Below are 16,498 nucleotides of genomic sequence, written 5' to 3'. Positions count from 1 at the left end.
CCGGCCCCCGGAAGACAACGCCGGGGTGTTCGCCATCCAGGGCCATGACGACGCGCTCCAAGTGGCGATGGCCCTGGATTTCCGCACGCCGTCATCCGCCCCTCCAAGGCATCCGCATCCGGCACCTTCCTGCGTCTCGCCCTTCAAGCAGGAGTGCCGCGCAACCCGGCAATCCCCCAACGAAGGGAACACTCCCGCCTATGGCGCGGAAGCCTCGGGGCGCTCGGGCGCCTCGCACGGAATGTGCAGCGTGAAACAGGTACCCACCGGGGCCTCGCCCGGATCGCCTGCGCGGCGGCTGTGCACCTCGATCCGTCCGCCCAGCACCTCGGTCACGATCTGGTGGACGATGTGCAGCCCCAGGCCGGTGCCGCCGCGGTGGCGTGCCGTGGTGTAGAACGGCTCGAAGATGCGCGCCAGATGCTCCGGCGCGATGCCGCTGCCGTCGTCGGCGACGTCTATGCGGACCTGCACCTCGCCATCGCGGTGGGCCGCCAGCCGGATGCGTCCGCCCTTCCCTTCGGGATACGCATGCAGCAGCGCGTTGTTGAGCAGGTTGGCCACCACCTGCTCCAGCGGCCCGGGATAGGTCTGCATGGCGATGCCCGGCTCCAGGTCCAGCTCGATCGCGATGCCGTCGGCCGGGCCGCCGCGGCGCAGGCGCGGGTCGGCATCGAGCAGGACTTCGGCCAGGTCGAAGTGGCGGCGCTCCAGCGATGCGCGGTCCACGGCCACCTGCTTGAACCGCTGCACCAGCGCCGATGTACGCCGCAGTTCCCCGTCGGCCAGCGCGCAGGCGCTCGTGGCCTCGGCCAGGAAGTCCTCCATTTCGGACCGGCGCAGGCCCGCCATGATCTGCGCCTGCAGGCGGGCGATGCCGCCGCGCAGTGTGCCCAGCGCCAACTGCGCACTGGCCAGGGGGGTGTTCATTTCGTGCGCGACGCCGGCCACCATCAGGCCGAGCGAGGACAGCCGTTCGGCCCGCGCCAGTTCCTGCTGCGCCGCCTGCAGATGCCCGTTCGCCAGCGCCAGCGCCTCGTTGCTGTCGCGCAGGCGCTGCATGTAGGCTAGCTCGCGCGCCAGGCCGCGCGCCTGGCCCAGCACCACCCACAGCACCAGCACGGCGCCAAGCAGTGCCAGCCCGCCGAGCACGGCCTTCCAGCGCGCGGCCGGCGGACGCGAACGGTGCACCAGCAGCCGCAGCTGCCCCAGCGTCGGATCGGCATGGGCCAGCAGATCGCCCTCGGTACCCCGCCAGGCCGCCTGCAGGGTGGAGAAACTCCAATCGTGCCAGTCGCCCGATGGCCGCCGCTGCATCGCGGCCCACAGCGCCGGATCGAAGTTCGCCACGGTGTGCCCGGCCTGACCCAGCTGCCATCCCCAGGCGTCGCCCGGGGTCGGCCCGATCAGCCAGTACCCCTGCGGGTGGACCAGGTACAGGCTGAAACCCGACTGCGCCGCCCGCTCGCGCAGGCGTTCCAGCAATACATTGCCATGCAGGTTGACCACCGCCACGCCGGCACTGCCGTCGGCCAGCACGAACGGCGAGGAAGCGCGCAGGGTCGGGCGCAGCGGCTGCTCGATGCGCCCGTTCTCGACATTGAGGTCCAGCGGCGAGAGGTGTATCTGGCCCGGCTGCAGGTGCAGCGCGTTCTCGAAGAACGGCCGGCCACGCTTGTCCTGCAGCGCCCCCCCGGGGACGCGGCGGATGCTGCCCGCGTCCTGGTCCACGCGCAGGCGCTCGCGGCCGGAAGCATCCATCCAGCGCACCTTGTGGTAATCGCGCCCGGCCATCAGGAAGCTGGTGTAGGTCTCCAGCAGCTGCGCCTGCGAACCGGTCTCCAGCAGGCGCGGAGTCAGGAAGGCAAGAAAACGGGTGTCGTCGCGCAATCGCCCCAGCCGGCGCAGCATCGACTGCGCCGCGTTCTCCACCGCATCGTGCGCGGCCTGGCGTTCGGGCAGGCGCACGGCCCGGTCCATTTCGTACCACAGCACCGGCAGCGCGGTCAGCAGGCCCAGTAGCCAAGGGGCGGCGATCAGCGTCACCCGCCAGGGATGCGCGCGCAGCGCGGCCCAGGCCTCCTGCCAGCGCAGCCGCGGCGACTGCCAGAGGCGGCGCACGCTCAGGCCTGGCCGCGCAGCCGCGCGATGAAGTCTTCCACCGGCTCGGGGCGCGCGAACAGATAGCCCTGCGCACAGGGGCATTCATGGCGGCGCAGCCATTCGACCTGGGCCGGGGTTTCCACGCCTTCGGCGACGATGTCCAGGCCGAGCCGGCGGCCCAACGCGATGATCATGTCCGCCACGTTCGCGCCGCCGCCTTCCTCGCCGACGCCCGCGGTGAACTGCCGGTCCAGCTTGAGCCGCGTCACCGGCAGCGAATGCACATAGCGCAGCGACGAATAGCCGGTCCCGAAATCGTCCACCGCGATGCCGAACCCGAGCCGCCGCAGGCGCGCCAGCAGCTCGCGGCCGTCCTGGTAATCGCTCATCACCGTGCCTTCGGTGATCTCCAGTTCCATCCGCCGCGGTTCGATGCCATGGCGCGCCACCGTGGCGGCCAGTTCCTCGATGAACTCGCGCCGATGCAGCTGCAGCGGCGACACGTTGACCGATACCGGAATATCCGGGAAGCCGGCCCGCTCCATCGCCCGCAAGGCATCGCAGGCCAGCTCGATCACGCGCCCGCCCAGCGGCACGATCAGGCCGCTGGCCTCGGCGACCGGAATGAAGCTGGCCGGCGACATCGGCCGCCCATCCTCGGTCCAGCGCGCCAGCGCCTCGGCGCCGACGATGGCGCCGCTCTCCAGGTCCACCTGCGCCTGCAGCGCGATGCCGACGCGGTCCTCGCGCAGTGCCCGGTACAGCGCGCGCGACTCCAGGAAGCGGTGCAGGTTCTCCTGCTCGCTCTCGATCTGGTACTCGGCCACGCCATGGCCGCCGCTGGCCCGTATCCGGTTCACCAGCAGCAGGCCGGCCGCCAGCGCGCCACCGGCGCCGCCGCGGTATTCGTCCAAGTCCACGCGTGCCGCATCGACGCGCAGGAAGGGCAGTTCACCGGCATCCTCGCTCTGCTCCAGCGCATCGACCGGATCGGAGGCCAGCCACCGCGACGGCCCAAGCACGGCGAACGTGCCTTCGTGCAGGCGCGCGACGCGGCAGGGCGGCGGATACATCTGCGCCAGCCGCTCGGCCATGCGCTGCAGCAGCAGGTCGCCCTGCTCCGGCCCCAGCGCGAGACTGCCATCGCTGTATTGCCCCAGGTCGACCACCAGCAGGCTCTGCCCGCAGGGCCGCGGCAGCTCCAGCACCTGCCGCAGGTCGCGGCGCAGCGCATTGCCGTTGGGAATGTCCAGCAGGCTGTCGCGGTAGGCGACGCGGTCCAGCCGCGCCGCCAGGTCGACATTGACCAGGCCAGCGTTGGCGTGGGTGACGAACACCTGCAGCAGTTCGTGTTCCTCGGCGTCGAGCGAGCGCTCCGTCGCCAGGTAGATCGCCATCGGCGGCACCGTGCCGTCGCCGTCGAGAAACAGCACCTGGCTGGAGGGCATGCCGATGCTGGAACGGCGCGAGAACGCATCCAGCAGCAGGTCGCGGACCATCGGGTCGGCGATGTCCTGCACGCGGCGGCCTTCCAATGCCTCGAAACAGCCATCGGCCGCGGTCACCATCGCCTCGTCCGGAGGCAGGTCGACCGTGCCGTCGTGCACGCATACGAGGCCGTCGAGCGGCACCTCCAACAGCGCCGCCAGTTCGCGCAGCAACTGGCGCGAGAAACCGTCCGGATCGCGCAGCCCGGCCAGGCGGCTGCCGGCCTGCACGATATGCTGCAGCCCGCGCTTGGCCCGCGCCAACGCGTGGATCTCGCTCCATGTCCGCAGCGAACCGGTGACGATGCCCTGCAGCCGCTCGCGATACAGGTCGGTCTTGAGCCAGTACTCACTGATGTCCAGCTGCTGCAGGGTCTTGCGCAGCGGCGCCATGCCGGGCTGACCGGTGATCAGCACGATGCGCACTTCGGAATTGCCCATCTGCTCGCGCACCGCGCGCACCAGCTGCAGGCCCGCGTCGTCGGTCTCCATCACCACGTCCAGCAGGATCGCGGAGATGCCGGGATTGGCCGCCATCATCTCGCGCGCCTCGCCGGACGAGGACGCCGTCAGCAGCCGCAGCGGGCTTTCGTTGAAACGGAAATCCGACAGCGCCATCCGCAGCGACTGCTGGAAGCCGGGATCGTCATCGACGCTCAGGACTGTGAAGGGGGTGCTGTCCGGCGACTGGCCGTTGTCGACCAGTTCCTGGCGGAACTCGAACATCCTGTCGTCGCCCGACCATGCGCTACCGCTCATGCCCCTTTCCCCCAGACCCGGCTGTACTGGACCGACACGTGCCACGCCAGCCTAGCGCAATCATGCCCGGCGGTCGAACAGCCTCTGCCTGCCCCATGGAGATCTATCGGCAGGTCCCCGGCCGCGCTTGAGCGCGGCGTCGGGTCCTGCCCCCGGGGTCGTGCCGGCCCGGGTCACGGCGCAGATCGGGCCTGCCCCGGCAAGGAGGAAACACCCCGCTCGCCAGCCCCCGCGGTCCGCTGGCGATCGGCCGTCAGTCCTTGGTGACGCGGTTGATCTCGGTCAGGCTGGTGATGCCCTGCGCGGCCTTGAGCAGGGCCGACTGGCGCAGATCGTTGACCCCGATCTTCTGCGCGGCCTCGGCGATGTCCAGCGCATTGCCGCCCTGCAGCACGATCGTGGCGATGTCGTCGGTCATCGGCATCACCTGGTAGATGCCGGTACGGCCCTTGTAACCCTCTGTGCATTCCTCGCAGCCGACCGGCTCGTGGAGCTGGATGCCCTTGTCGATCTGCGCCTGGGTGAAGCCTTCGGCCAGCAGCGCGTTCTCCGGCAGATGCGCGGGCTTCTTGCAGTTGGAGCACAGCCGCCGCGCCAGGCGCTGGGCAATGACCAAGGTGACCGAGGACGTGATGTTGTATGGCGCGATGCCCATGTTCATCAGGCGCGCGATGGTCTGCGGCGCATCGTTGGTATGCAGGGTGGACAGCACCATGTGGCCGGTCTGCGCCGCCTTGATCGCGATCTCGGCCGTCTCCAGGTCGCGGATTTCGCCGACCATGATCACGTCCGGATCCTGGCGCAGGAACGAGCGCAGCGCCGCGGCGAAGGTCATGCCGCGCTTGTTGTTCTGTTGTACCTGGTTCACGCCCGGCAGGCGGATTTCCACCGGGTCCTCGGCGGTGGAGATGTTGCGGGTCTCGTCGTTGAGGATGCCCAGCGCGGTATACAGCGACACCGTCTTGCCCGAACCGGTCGGGCCGGTCACCAGCACCATGCCGTAGGGCTTGTGGATGGCGTCCAGGAACAGCTGCTGCTGCACCGGCTCGTAGCCCAGCTTGTCGATGCCCAGCTTGGCCGCGCTGCCATCGAGGATGCGCAGCACGATCTTCTCGCCGAACAGCGTCGGCAGCGTGCTCACGCGGAAGTCGATCTGCTTGGTCTTGGACAAGTTGAGCTTGATGCGGCCGTCCTGCGGCACGCGCTTCTCGGCGATGTCCAGCTGCGACATCACCTTCAGGCGCGCGGCGATGCGCTCGCGCAGCTTCACCGGTGCCCTGGCCACGGTCTTGAGCAGGCCGTCGATGCGGAAGCGGACCCGGTAATCGTCCTCGTAGGGCTCGAAGTGGATATCCGAAGCACCGCGACGGATCGCGTCCACCAGCACCTTGTTGACGAATTTCACCACCGGGGTGTCGTCGCCCTTGGCATCGATGCCGGCATCGCCGGCGCCGCTCAGGTCTTCGTCACCGGCGGCGATCTCCAGGTCGCCCATGCCCTCTTCGTCGTCGCCCAGGCCACCGGACAGGCTCTCGTTGCTCGCCACCCATTGGTCCAGCGTGCGTCGGATCTGGTCCTCGTCCACCAGGATCGGCTCGACCACCAGGTTGGTGTGGAACTTGATCTCGTCCAGCGACTGGGTCGGATTGCTGGTGCCGATGAACAACTTGCCGCCGCGTTTGAAGAGCGGCAGCACGTTGTGCTTGCGCAGCAGTTCCTCGCTGACCAGCTTCATCGCGTTGTGGTTGGCGTCGAACACCGACGCGTCCAGCAGCGGCATGCCGAACTCGACCGCGTTGGCCGCCGCCAGCTGCGCGGCGTTGACCAGCTTCTTCTCGGCCAGCCACTGCGCCAGCGGCACCTTGGCCGTTGCCGCCTGCGCCATCGCATTGCGCGCTGCCGCCTCGTCCAGTGCACCGTCCTGCACCAGGCGGCGGGCGATCCCGGTGATGCCCACGAGATTGGCGGCAACGGCTGTATTCATGGTGTTCCCCGGCACGGACGACAGTCTGGCGATTGTACCCGCGCCCTCCTCTCGCGCCAGAGGTCCGTCGGTGCGTGGAACGCCCTGCTCGAGCGACTCGACGCCGGCCGGGACAGCCCGCATGCTGTGTGCCTCCAATCCACGCCCTGACCGATGAACCGCTGGAAAGCCGCCGCCCTGCACGCCCTGGCCAGCCTGCTGCTGGTCGCTACCATCGCCGCCATCGTGTTGCCGCTCTGGCATCCGTGGGGCCTGTACCGCATCTCCGGCGTGCTGCCGCTGCTCGGCCTGCTGCTGGGCGCACAGATGATCGCAGGGCCGTTGCTGACCTTCATCGTGTTCAAGCCCGGCAAGAAGAGCCTGCTCTTGGATCTGGCCGTCGTCTGCCTGCTGCAGCTGGTCTTCCTCGGTTTCGGCCTGCACATGCTGTGGCAGACCCGGCCGGTGTTCGTGGTCGCCAGCGACATGCGCATGGCCGTCGTCCTGGCCAATGAAGTGGAAGCTGCCGACCTGGCGCGGGCCAGCCGTCCCGAATGGTCGCGGCTGCCGCATGGCGCCCCGGTGCTGGTGGGCCTGCGCCCCGGAACGTCGCGCATCGACCATGCGTCAGTGCTTGCCGCCTTCCTCGACACCGGCATGGACCGGGAACTGAAGCCGGCGTGGTATGTGCCTTACGCCGGGATCACATCGCGGCTGGCCATCAATGCCACACCCAGCACCGCCGACGGCCAGCCCACCGGCACCGCGACGGGCGCACCTTTCCGCAGCCTGCCAATCGTGGCCCGGCATGGCGCCGGGCGCATGGTGCTCGAGGCCGGCAGCCTGCAGCCGGTACGGGTGGTCACTTACTGACGGATGCCCGGACGCCCCCGCTCACCAGGGCTGTGCGCGATGCCAGCGCCACGCACTTTCGATGATGGCATCCAGTTCGGTCCAGGCCGGCGACCAGCCCAGTTCTGTCTTCGCCCGCCGGCTTGAAGCGACCAGCACCGCCGGATCGCCAACACGACGCGGCGCCATCTCCCAGGGCACGGTACGACCGGTCACAGCCGACGCGGCTGCAATGACCTCGCGCACGGAAAAACCTTTCCCATTGCCCAGATTGAAAGCGTGGGCGCCCGGGTGGGAGCGCAGATAGTCCAGTGCCAGCAGGTGCGCCTGCGCCAGATCGTCGACGTGCACGTAGTCGCGGATGCAGGTGCCGTCGGGCGTGGGATAGCCCCCGCCGAAGACCTTCAGCGCGGGCCCGTTCTCCAGCACCGAACGCAACACATTCGGAATCAGGTGGGTCTCGCAGGCGTGCGACTCGCCGATGCGCGCATCGGCCGTCGCGCCGGCCGCGTTGAAATAGCGCAGCGCCACCGAATCCAGCCCGTAGGCCGCCGCCGCATCGGCCAGGATGCGCTCGACCATCAGCTTGCTGGCGCCGTACGGGTTGATCGGCTGCGTCGGATGATCCTCATCGACCAGACCGCCAGCCGGCTGGCCGAACACCGACGCGCTCGAGGAAAACACCAGCCGCCGCACGCCGTGCCGGCGCATCGCCTCGAGCAGGTTGAGGGTCCCCACGACGTTGCTGGCGTAGTAGTCGTACGGCTGCGCCATCGACTCGGCGACCAGCGACCGCGCGCAGAAATGGAACACGGCATCGAACCGCTGCCCCGCGAATACCGCTTCCAGCGACGGCGGATGCAGCACATCCGCCTCGGCCAGCCGCCCCCACTGCACCGCCTGCGCATGCCCGGTGGACAGGTCGTCCAGCACCACCACCTCGTGGCCGTACGTGGCCAGCAGGCGCGCCATATGGCTGCCGATGTAGCCGGCGCCGCCGCAGACAAGAGCTTTCACCGGGCACTCCATGTGGATAACAGCGGCAACGGCGGCAATTCTATTCGCGGAGCCCTCCGCAAGGAATGAGAACCCGCCCCATCCCATGGCGGCGGGTTCCCGCTACCATGTCCGCCGGGGAGAACGACAGGTACAGAACGTGCAGCGACTGAGCATCATATTGCCGGCCAAGAACGAGGCCGAGGGGCTGCAGCGCACCCTGCCGGCATTGCGGCAGGCTTGGCCGCAGGCGGAGATCATCGTCGTCAACGACGGTTCCACCGACGATACGGCGGCCATCGCGGCCAGCCATGGCGCCCAGGTGGTCAGCAACCCGTACTCGATGGGCAACGGCGCGGCGATCAAGCGCGGCGCCCGCACTGCCACCGGCGAGATCCTGGTCTTCATGGACGCCGACGGCCAGCACAGCGCACAGCACGTCGCCGCCTTGCTGGCCAAGCTGGAAGAGGGCTATGACATGGTGGTGGGCGCGCGCGACCGCAGCGGCCAGGCCAACCTGCATCGCGGCCTTGCCAACGGCTTCTACAACCGCCTCGCCAGCCATATGACCGGCCATCGCATCGACGATCTCACGTCCGGCTTCCGGGCCGTGAGGGCCGAGCGTTTCCGCGAATTCCTGCACCTGCTGCCCAACGGCTTCAGCTACCCCACCACCAGCACCATGGCCTTCTTCCGAAGCGCCTACCCGGTGGCCTACGTTCCGATCCCGGTCGCCAAGCGGGTAGGCACCAACAGCCACATCCGACCGATCAAGGACGGCATCCGCTTCTTGTTGATCATTTTCAAGATCGCGACGCTGTACTCGCCGCTGAAGCTGTTTGCTCCCATCGCCGCTGCCTTCTTCACAACCGGATTGGGTTACTACGGCTACACCTTCGCCACCATGCACCGCCTGACCAACATGAGTACCTTGCTGTTCAGCGCAGCGGTCATCATTTTCCTGATCGGATTGATATCGGAGCAGATCACGTCGCTGACATATCGTCGGGGGGCCTGAAGACATGCATCCATCGGAGCGAAAACGGTCATTCAAGGTACTGTTCACAAGCACGTCCTATCCACGCGACGCCTCCGATTGGCGTGGCGTGTTCATCATGCATATCAGCGCGGCACTTGCCCGTTCCGGTCAAGTCAATCTACGGCAATGGGCTCCACCTGGCGACAGAATCCCCGGCGTGGCCGACGCCTCAACGGGAGAAGAAGCCAAATGGCTGGCCGAACTGATGAATCGTGGTGGGATTTCCCATTGGCTGCGGACCAAACCCATGGCGGGGATCGGCGCGGCGATTAGTTTGTTGCGCATGCTGCATGCCGTCTATCACCGGAACAGGGACGTCGATCTCCACCACATCAACTGGCTGCAATGCGCATTGCCGTTGCCGGCAGATGGCAAGCCCGTCTTGATCACTGCGCTGGGAAACGATATGCAATTGCTGCGCATGCCAATGATGCGCCATGCACTCCGGCGCGCTCTTCGCGGCCGGCGCGCGATACTGTGCCCGAACGCGGACTGGATGGTGGAGCCGTTGCGCGAATCGTTCGGTGATCTGGCCGAAATCAGGCCGATCCCTTTTGGCGTCGATCCGCAGTGGTATGCCATCCGGCGCCAGCCCGAAGAACCACCCTGCTGGCTGGTCATCACACGTCTCACGGAGAAGAAACTCGGGCCGCTGTTCGAGTGGTCCGAGCCCCTGTTCCGTGATGGTCGACGGCAGTTGCATCTGTTCGGACCGATGCAGGAGCAGATCGCAATCCCAGATTGGGTTTCCCATCACGGGCCTGCTACATCCCGACAATTGGTCGATGAATGGTTTCCACGCGCACAGGGCCTGATTACGCTGAGCAACCATGCGGAGGGGCGGCCACAGGTGATGCTAGAGGCCATGGCCTCCGGAATGCCGATCATTGCCTCCTGCCTGCCGGCCCATGCCGATATCGTCGCGAATGGAACAACCGGCATCCTTTGCAAAAACCAGCGTGAGTATGCGGCGGCGCTGGAAAGACTTGAGGAGCAGGACGTCAATCGTGTCCAAGGAGAAGCGGCGCGAATGGCGATCTCCAGTGAGGCAGGCACGTGGGAAGACTGTGCATCCCGGTATTTGGCCGCCTATCACTACTTGCTGGAAGGAAACACTCATGGCTGAGCCGATACTGCTTATCGGTGCAGGAGGTTTCGTTGGGCGGCAACTGCTTGAGGCAATGGCGCGCAATGGCGAGGATGTCATTGCGGTAAGTCGAAGCCCCCTCATCGCCCCCGGAAACAACGTGGAAGTGCATGTCCGCGAATTGCGGGAACCCGACGACTTTGCGGCGCTCTTGGATCGCGTTCGCGCCGTGGTGCATGTCGCATCAACCACCACACCGGGAAGCTCCGCAGGCAAGCCGGTTCTCGAACTTGAAGGAAACCTGAAACCAACCTTGGCGTTGCTTGAGGCAATGCAGTCACGACCGCACCTGCCTCTCGTCTATGCGTCATCGGGTGGGGCGTTGCGTAGCCGCCTAGGTATTGGCCCACAGGACGAATCCGGGGCATTCCATTCCCAGTCATATCACGGCGCAGGCAAAATCGCCGCCGAGCAGTTCATTGAGGCATGGTGTCACCAGTGCTCGAGTAACGCCATCGTGTTTCGCCCCTCAAATCTTTACGGCCCGGGACAGAACGAGCGTCCGGGATTCGGAATCATTCCTACAGCCTTCAGCAAACTCGCGCAGGGCCATGTATTGCAGGTTTGGGGTGATGGCTCGGCGAAGAGGGACTACCTTTATATCGATGATTTTTCTTCATTGGTAATGTCTGCGCTCCGCACCCGAGGCATATCGGGATTCAATGTCTTCAATGCGTGCAGCGGGAGCAGCGTTGACTTGAACTCCTTGTTCTCCGCTATCGAGCAGGTAACCGGCTTCACATTGCATCGCCAACATGACGCAGCCCGCGCAGTGGACGCCCCAGACGCACATCTACTGCCAACCCGCGCCAGCACCATTTTCAACTGGAAGCCTGAAGTCGATTTAATGGATGGCTTGGAGCGCACATGGCGCTGGTTCACCACCTCCCGGCGTTGACTCCTGCCGCGGAGCCCTTCTGCTCCATCTGCATCGCCAACTACAACGGCGTGGGAGTGCTTGCCGACTGCATCGACTCGATACTGGCACAAGCAGGGAGCATCTCGGTCGAGATCATCATTCATGACGATGCGTCATCGGATGGCTCGGCCGAATGGATCAAGCAACGATATCCAGGCGTGGAGTTGCTGGTTTCTGACAAGAACGTCGGATTCTGCATTGCAAACAATCGCATGGCCAAGCAAGCGCGCGGAAAATTCCTGCTGCTACTGAACAACGATGCAGCGCTGCATGAAGATGCATTACAAGCCTTTCTGGGAGAAGCGCACCGCCAGTCGAGCCGGGGTATTTTCACTTTGCCACAATACGATTGGGAAAGCGGCGCTTTGGTTGATAGGGGTTGCCTGCTTGACCCTCTGAATGTACCGGTACCGAACCTTGTTCCCGAGAGAAGCGACGTTGCCTTCACCATCGGGGCATGCCTGTGGATTTCACGCGAAGATTGGCAGACGCTTGGAGGGTTCCCGGACTGGCTGGAATCCATTGGCGAGGATTTGTATCTCTGCTGCGCGGCACGCCTACGTGGGTGGCAGGTCCGGTGCCTGCCCACCAGTGGCTACCGACACCGCCAAGGCGCCAGCTTTGGCGGCAACCGCGTCGGAGATGGCGGTATCCACACACGTTACCGGCGCCGCTACCTGAGTGAACGCAATCGACTGGCCGTATTCATCGCCTGCACACCGACCATTCTCATATGGCCGTGGCTTGCTCTTCAGGTAATGGCGCTGTTGCTTGAAGGGGGTCTATTGTCGCTCGCCCTGCGCAGTACACGCCCGTGGCAGGATATCTATGTCGCCGCGCTACGTGATACTTGGCGCAGCAGTAAGACGATTTTCTCCCTGCGCCGCTCCGTGCAGGCCAATCGTGCTTGCACGCTGTTCAACTACTTGCACGTCTTTACCCCATGGCCGCGTAAACTGGCCGTTCTTCTGCGCAGTGGACTACCGCGACTGAGTTAGCCTCCCACTCGATCCATCAGGCAATCCGCCACCACTTTCTCATAAATCACATCGTAATTAATGGTCATGGATTTCTTTCGATCCAGCATGTCCAGCAGGAGAGCCAAAGCCCCACTCAGCAACTTCACCGGATAGAGCAAGGCATACACCACATACCGTGGAAGTGACTGCCGACGTATGGGAGCTAGCTCCCAAAAGGCTGCCCATAGCAGCGTCTCGACTGCGACCGCGCATCCACCATGCGGCGCAATGGACAATGCACGAAACCCGTTCCGCTCACCGAGCGCCAAAAACCCGTATTGCGTGTAACGAAAGAAGTCATGAGGCTGCTGATGCTCTCCCGCAATAAGTGGCGCGGAAACATAGGCTCGCCCACCAGGCTTGAGTATGCGATGAAATTCACGGAACGCACGGTCGGGGCTATCCAGATGCTCCATCACCTGAACACAGAGAACGGCATCAAAGCTGTTGTCTTCGACTGGAATTTCATAAGCGGACGAAACCACATCGATGCCGGCATAATTCCACTCCCCGTCACCAACGCAGAGGTCGTTGCTTGTGTAGTGACAATGGCCAAAATGGGATTTGTACTTCAGCTCTCCGGCGCCAACATCGATGATACTTTCCCCGGCACCCACTGCCCGCGCCACATCGCGCACGAATCCGAGCAATCGCCACTGGTGATATTCGGCAAAAGGGTTGAAAAAAAGATGCTTCAGGCATCTGTTTGAATAAACCACCTCAAGCAGTCGCTTGCGCAATATCACGGCTTTCTCACTTCTTCAGCACGAATCGGAACCACACGCCGCCGCCCCAGACAACGAGATCGGCGGCCAACACCACAAGCCGGTAACTACCAATGAACCAGAGGATACCACCCTGTAGCGGCCCGAACTGGCTCAATGCCTTCCCCATTGAAACCTCGAAAACCCCAATACCTTGTGGAGCAAAGAACGCAATTGCGCCAATCATCCACGACACTAGATAGCTCGCCGCGACCTGGAGTGGATTGTTCAACGTATCGACGCTTTGCCAAAGGTAGAGAGTGAACCCGGTTGCAAGACAAAACCACCCGGCGATATAGGCCAGAAGTATCTTCGGCGCGCTGACGGCTGCCACCAGATGCCGCCATCGGCGAGCTTTCCCCAACCAGACCAAGGCAAGCAGTGTCACACCCAACCAACACACAGCGATCATTGAGGCAACGCTGCGAACCACGCCATCAAACACCAGCCCGGCAAGCATGAACCCGAGAAATCCCGACCACCAGATTGCCAGCAGTTGCTCGACCCCCACCAACTGGCCGATGCTGCGAACGGGAACACCCTCATTCACCAGATCGGCACCACGGCTCACGGCATGCCAGATGCCTCCCGGAAGGTACTTGGCAGGCAGCCTGCGCAAATGAATGGCAAGAAGCATGCGATAAGGCCTTGGGTGACCAAGCGAACGAAGCAGGCTGCTCGTGGCCATGACGGCAAAGAAGTGCATGGCACTGTACGCAAGCATGCATGCCAACAATCCCGTCAGGGACACGCTGGTGAAGGCCGCACGGATGTCATTCCAATGCAGCACGCCGTAGGCAATGAAGAAGGCGACCAGCGCAAATTCCAGCCCCAGCTGAAGCGCAAGAATGACGCGTTTGAACGACGTGCTCGAGCGGAGCGTCGCCAACTGGCTTTTCAGGGCGCGCACGTAGGGCTTTATCAACGAACCTCCCGGCCAATAACATGATTGCCTTTCCGCCTGCGGCTTATCCCCTGCTGGAGAGGCTCTGCCATTGGTGCTGCAAGTGATGCCGCAAGGCTTCCGGTCAAATGCTGGTCATTGCGAAACACCATCCGCCCGTCTTGTTCCACTTGCTCTGACGTGAAGGAAGCCCGTGCACTGCCCAGCAGAAGAAAGCTAGGCGCAGTTTGCGTGATCTTCAGCAACGAGCCATAACACCACTTGGCGCATTCGCTGTATTTACGGCCCATGCGGGCATAGAACACCAGCGCCTCCATCATCGGGGTCGATTTGATCGTCACCAACACACACCAATCCGGCTTGTCCAATGCTTCCTGGAGGACCGGAAACCATTGGGTAACGGACTGTCGCCGATCAGCACAGCTGATATGCCACGCACTCTTCCTCCCGAACTCGCAGATATGCACCTCAGTTCTGTTGTAGATCATGAGGATGTGCCATCACACCGACGCGCCACCGATTTCGATCATCGACTTCGGGCGGAAGGTGGTTTCTTCGCTGATCCGGGTACCGAGACCACCGGCAAGGATGACTGCTTTCACTCCTGATGATCTCCCGATGCCTGATGCAATGCCTCGCCATTGCCTGGAACATGGACCAGTGTCTCCAGTCTGTCCGCCCAAGCAGGAAGCCCCTCTTTGCGCAACTCCTCGACAATTCCCAGCGCAAAAGCCGGGTCTCGAGTTTTTTGCACTGCATGGGCGAAATATGGGTAGGCCCTGTCTGGCTGCTGTGTATGACCGAGGATGAAGTACCCCATGGCGGCGGATTCGACGGGCTTGAGGGACCTGCGCCTGCTGACGATATCCAGCGCTTCAATGAGGCGCGCTCCATCCATCGACGCGCCATCACGCGCCTTGTTGACGATGACCCAGATCGAGGAAGCATTTTCTGGCGTCATGGTGACGTGCCGGAGTCGCTGCAGGTAGCGATCCCAGTCGGCTGAGGACAAGGTGCCCTGGATGGCCTTCATCGCAATGATGTTGGTCAGTGTTTTTATCGAATCAACGTTGACTTCTGCACCTTTCCCGCACGCAGAGATGGCCTCGTCAAGATAAGGATTGTCCGCCCTGTCGCCCCCGCCGAGATTGAAGTAGGCGACGCATAGCTGGTTCCAGGCCCGCGTGGAGCCCGGAGCAAGCTGCGTGCTTGTCTTGGCGAGATGGAGGTCACTGTCCCACCAGTCCGATCGCATGACTGTGGCACCGGAAAGCCCCCCTAACAGCAAGAGAGCGATGGAAGCAAAAAAAGCAGGACGGAAATGAAGCCGATCCGCGAGGGAAACCAACAAACTTCCGATTGCAAGCATAATGCCGAGCAATGGGAGGTGGTTGCGATGCTCAAACGCCAACTCAAGCCCAGCAACATTGCTGGTGATGCAATGCCCGGCAAAGAACAAAAAAATGCCGAACGCCAGCAGAGGGCAGCGAAGCCGGAGTTTCCAGGCAACTGCCAACAAAGCAACGATCAACAGCAGCGCAGGCAGAGTAGTCCAAGGCTGCAACAGGCTACGCGATGGCTGCAGCCAGTCATAGTAGAACGGCATGTGCGATGGCAGCGGCAGCAGGATTTCCCAGAGATACACACAGAGCACGCGACCTTGTGTCAGCAGGCGCTCATAGCTGGAGAAATTCCTGTTGTAGTAGGCATCCCAGGACCAGTAGTGGGGAACGACCACCACCAGGAATACGACGACCCCGACCAAGGCAGTGCACAGGTAGCCCCGCTGCAATCTGCGCGCAAGGACCGGACTGGCCACCCTGAAACGCAGCACGGTCAACTCCATTGCCAATGTGTACACAGGAAGCAGGATCGCGTCTTCCTTGCAGCCCAAAGCAAGCATCCACAGCAGTGCAGTCAACATCCAGCCGGTGCGGCCACTTCGACCTTCGATCTGCGCCTGGCGGGCCTTGAGATAACTCCACAATGACAACACGATGAACAGCGTCGCCAGGGTCTGCATGCGCTGCACAACGTATAGGACGGAGGATACCTGCAGCGGATGCGCGGCCCATGCGAACGACATTGCAAGTGCAATCCAGCGAGCACGGGATGGCCGCTCTCCAACTGCGACAAGCAGGTTGCGCAGGAACATGACCAGCACGAGCGTAGTGAGCGCGTGGATGGCGATGCTGGTCGACTTGAACGTGGCCGGATCCAGACCACCACCCCTGTAGTAGTCAATCGCGAATGTCAGCGTGGGAATGATCCGGGTGGCGCCCCCATATTGCACACTGAACAGCGTGTCCTTCAAAGCGGCAGGGGTCAGAGATTGCAGTTCGATGCCACTGTTACCGACGATGTTGATGTTGTCGTCGAAAACGAAATCGCCCGGTAACCCCGGAACGAACAGCAGGGCGGCGAACGCCGCGCAAACCAGTGAACACAGCAGGAATATGTACTTTGACTGCATCATGTAGCAAAGGCAACGAAGAGACCAAGGCCTCAAGTATCGCCGATTGAATGACCTTCCATATTGCCCATGC

General features: G+C 63.6%; 13 protein-coding genes. 5 read left to right on the top strand and 8 right to left on the bottom strand.

The window, feature by feature from the left end; all coding sequences use genetic code 11:
* Positions 1-198 precede the first annotated feature (198 nt).
* From AC1DGW_RS09225 to pilB, 3 genes are all read right to left on the bottom strand, one after another.
* Complete coding sequence (locus AC1DGW_RS09225; protein ID WP_478022004.1) at positions 199-2,121, bottom strand: sensor histidine kinase; 1,923 nt, start codon at positions 2,119-2,121, stop codon at positions 199-201.
* Positions 2,122-2,123: 2 nt separating this feature from the next.
* Positions 2,124-4,349, bottom strand: a complete 2,226-nt coding sequence (locus AC1DGW_RS09220) for a two-component system response regulator (protein WP_478022001.1) — start codon at positions 4,347-4,349, stop codon at positions 2,124-2,126.
* Positions 4,350-4,602: 253 nt separating this feature from the next.
* Positions 4,603-6,333, bottom strand: coding sequence for a type IV-A pilus assembly ATPase PilB (gene pilB / locus AC1DGW_RS09215; RefSeq protein ID WP_478021999.1), 1,731 nt, complete (start codon positions 6,331-6,333; stop codon positions 4,603-4,605).
* 153 nt (positions 6,334-6,486) lie between these two features.
* On the opposite strand from pilB, the gene AC1DGW_RS09210 reads away from it, so the two are divergent.
* Positions 6,487-7,185 carry a hypothetical protein gene (locus AC1DGW_RS09210; RefSeq protein ID WP_478021995.1) on the top strand — a complete coding sequence of 233 codons (699 nt, stop codon included), beginning with the start codon at positions 6,487-6,489 and terminating at the stop codon, positions 7,183-7,185.
* A 21-nt stretch (positions 7,186-7,206) separates the two neighbouring features.
* Here AC1DGW_RS09210 and galE read toward each other — a convergent pair whose 3' ends face one another.
* Positions 7,207-8,181 carry a UDP-glucose 4-epimerase GalE gene (galE, locus tag AC1DGW_RS09205; RefSeq protein WP_478021991.1) on the bottom strand — a complete coding sequence of 325 codons (975 nt, stop codon included), beginning with the start codon at positions 8,179-8,181 and terminating at the stop codon, positions 7,207-7,209.
* 139 nt (positions 8,182-8,320) lie between these two features.
* Here galE and AC1DGW_RS09200 point away from each other — a divergent pair, with 139 nt between their 5' ends.
* From AC1DGW_RS09200 to AC1DGW_RS09185, 4 genes are all read left to right on the top strand, one after another.
* The gene (locus AC1DGW_RS09200) at positions 8,321-9,178 is read left to right on the top strand and encodes a glycosyltransferase family 2 protein (RefSeq protein ID WP_478021989.1); all 858 of its coding nucleotides are present in this window, start codon (positions 8,321-8,323) and stop codon (positions 9,176-9,178) included.
* 178 nt (positions 9,179-9,356) lie between these two features.
* Positions 9,357-10,325: a glycosyltransferase gene (locus AC1DGW_RS09195; RefSeq protein ID WP_478021986.1), complete on the top strand. Its 969-nt coding sequence runs from the start codon at positions 9,357-9,359 to the stop codon at positions 10,323-10,325.
* Complete coding sequence (locus AC1DGW_RS09190) at positions 10,318-11,244, top strand: NAD-dependent epimerase/dehydratase family protein (RefSeq protein ID WP_478021984.1); 927 nt, start codon at positions 10,318-10,320, stop codon at positions 11,242-11,244. The genes AC1DGW_RS09195 and AC1DGW_RS09190 overlap by 8 nt, the downstream gene beginning before the upstream one ends.
* Positions 11,214-12,263: a glycosyltransferase family 2 protein gene (locus AC1DGW_RS09185; protein ID WP_478021980.1), complete on the top strand. Its 1,050-nt coding sequence runs from the start codon at positions 11,214-11,216 to the stop codon at positions 12,261-12,263. The genes AC1DGW_RS09190 and AC1DGW_RS09185 overlap by 31 nt, the downstream gene beginning before the upstream one ends.
* Here the strand turns inward: AC1DGW_RS09185 and AC1DGW_RS09180 are convergent.
* The 4 genes from AC1DGW_RS09180 to AC1DGW_RS09165 form a co-directional block, all read right to left on the bottom strand.
* A complete protein-coding gene (locus AC1DGW_RS09180; protein WP_478021978.1) occupies positions 12,260-13,030 on the bottom strand; it encodes a class I SAM-dependent methyltransferase in 771 nt (256 codons plus the stop codon). The genes AC1DGW_RS09185 and AC1DGW_RS09180 overlap by 4 nt on opposite strands.
* 7 nt (positions 13,031-13,037) lie before the next feature.
* Positions 13,038-13,973 (bottom strand): hypothetical protein, encoded by a 936-nt coding sequence (locus AC1DGW_RS09175; RefSeq protein WP_478021976.1) that lies wholly within the window; start codon positions 13,971-13,973, stop codon positions 13,038-13,040.
* Positions 13,970-14,440 (bottom strand): hypothetical protein, encoded by a 471-nt coding sequence (locus AC1DGW_RS09170; protein ID WP_478021973.1) that lies wholly within the window; start codon positions 14,438-14,440, stop codon positions 13,970-13,972. Before AC1DGW_RS09170 ends, AC1DGW_RS09175 begins: the two co-directional genes overlap by 4 nt.
* Before the next feature lie 110 nt (positions 14,441-14,550).
* Positions 14,551-16,428: a hypothetical protein gene (locus AC1DGW_RS09165; RefSeq protein WP_478021969.1), complete on the bottom strand. Its 1,878-nt coding sequence runs from the start codon at positions 16,426-16,428 to the stop codon at positions 14,551-14,553.
* Between the last annotated feature and the right edge of the window lie 70 nt (positions 16,429-16,498).

It is taken from the genome of Stenotrophomonas sp. 05N423 (assembly GCF_056397145.1).
The sequence above is the reverse complement of the archived record's forward strand: the minus strand, read 5'-3'. Positions and strand labels throughout refer to the sequence as shown.

Bases quoted from the DNA above. Each gene is read 5' to 3' on its own strand.
- AC1DGW_RS09220 (WP_478022001.1), bottom strand. From the start codon at position 4,349: ATGAGCGGTAGCGCATGGTCGGGCGACGACAGGATGTTCGAGTTCCGC.
- pilB (WP_478021999.1), bottom strand. From the start codon at position 6,333: ATGAATACAGCCGTTGCCGCCAATCTCGTGGGCATCACCGGGATCGCC.
- AC1DGW_RS09210 (WP_478021995.1), top strand. From the start codon at position 6,487: ATGAACCGCTGGAAAGCCGCCGCCCTGCACGCCCTGGCCAGCCTGCTG.
- AC1DGW_RS09190 (WP_478021984.1), top strand. From the start codon at position 10,318: ATGGCTGAGCCGATACTGCTTATCGGTGCAGGAGGTTTCGTTGGGCGG.
- AC1DGW_RS09185 (WP_478021980.1), top strand. From the start codon at position 11,214: ATGGCGCTGGTTCACCACCTCCCGGCGTTGACTCCTGCCGCGGAGCCC.
- AC1DGW_RS09170 (WP_478021973.1), bottom strand. From the start codon at position 14,440: ATGATCTACAACAGAACTGAGGTGCATATCTGCGAGTTCGGGAGGAAG.
- AC1DGW_RS09165 (WP_478021969.1), bottom strand. From the start codon at position 16,428: ATGATGCAGTCAAAGTACATATTCCTGCTGTGTTCACTGGTTTGCGCG.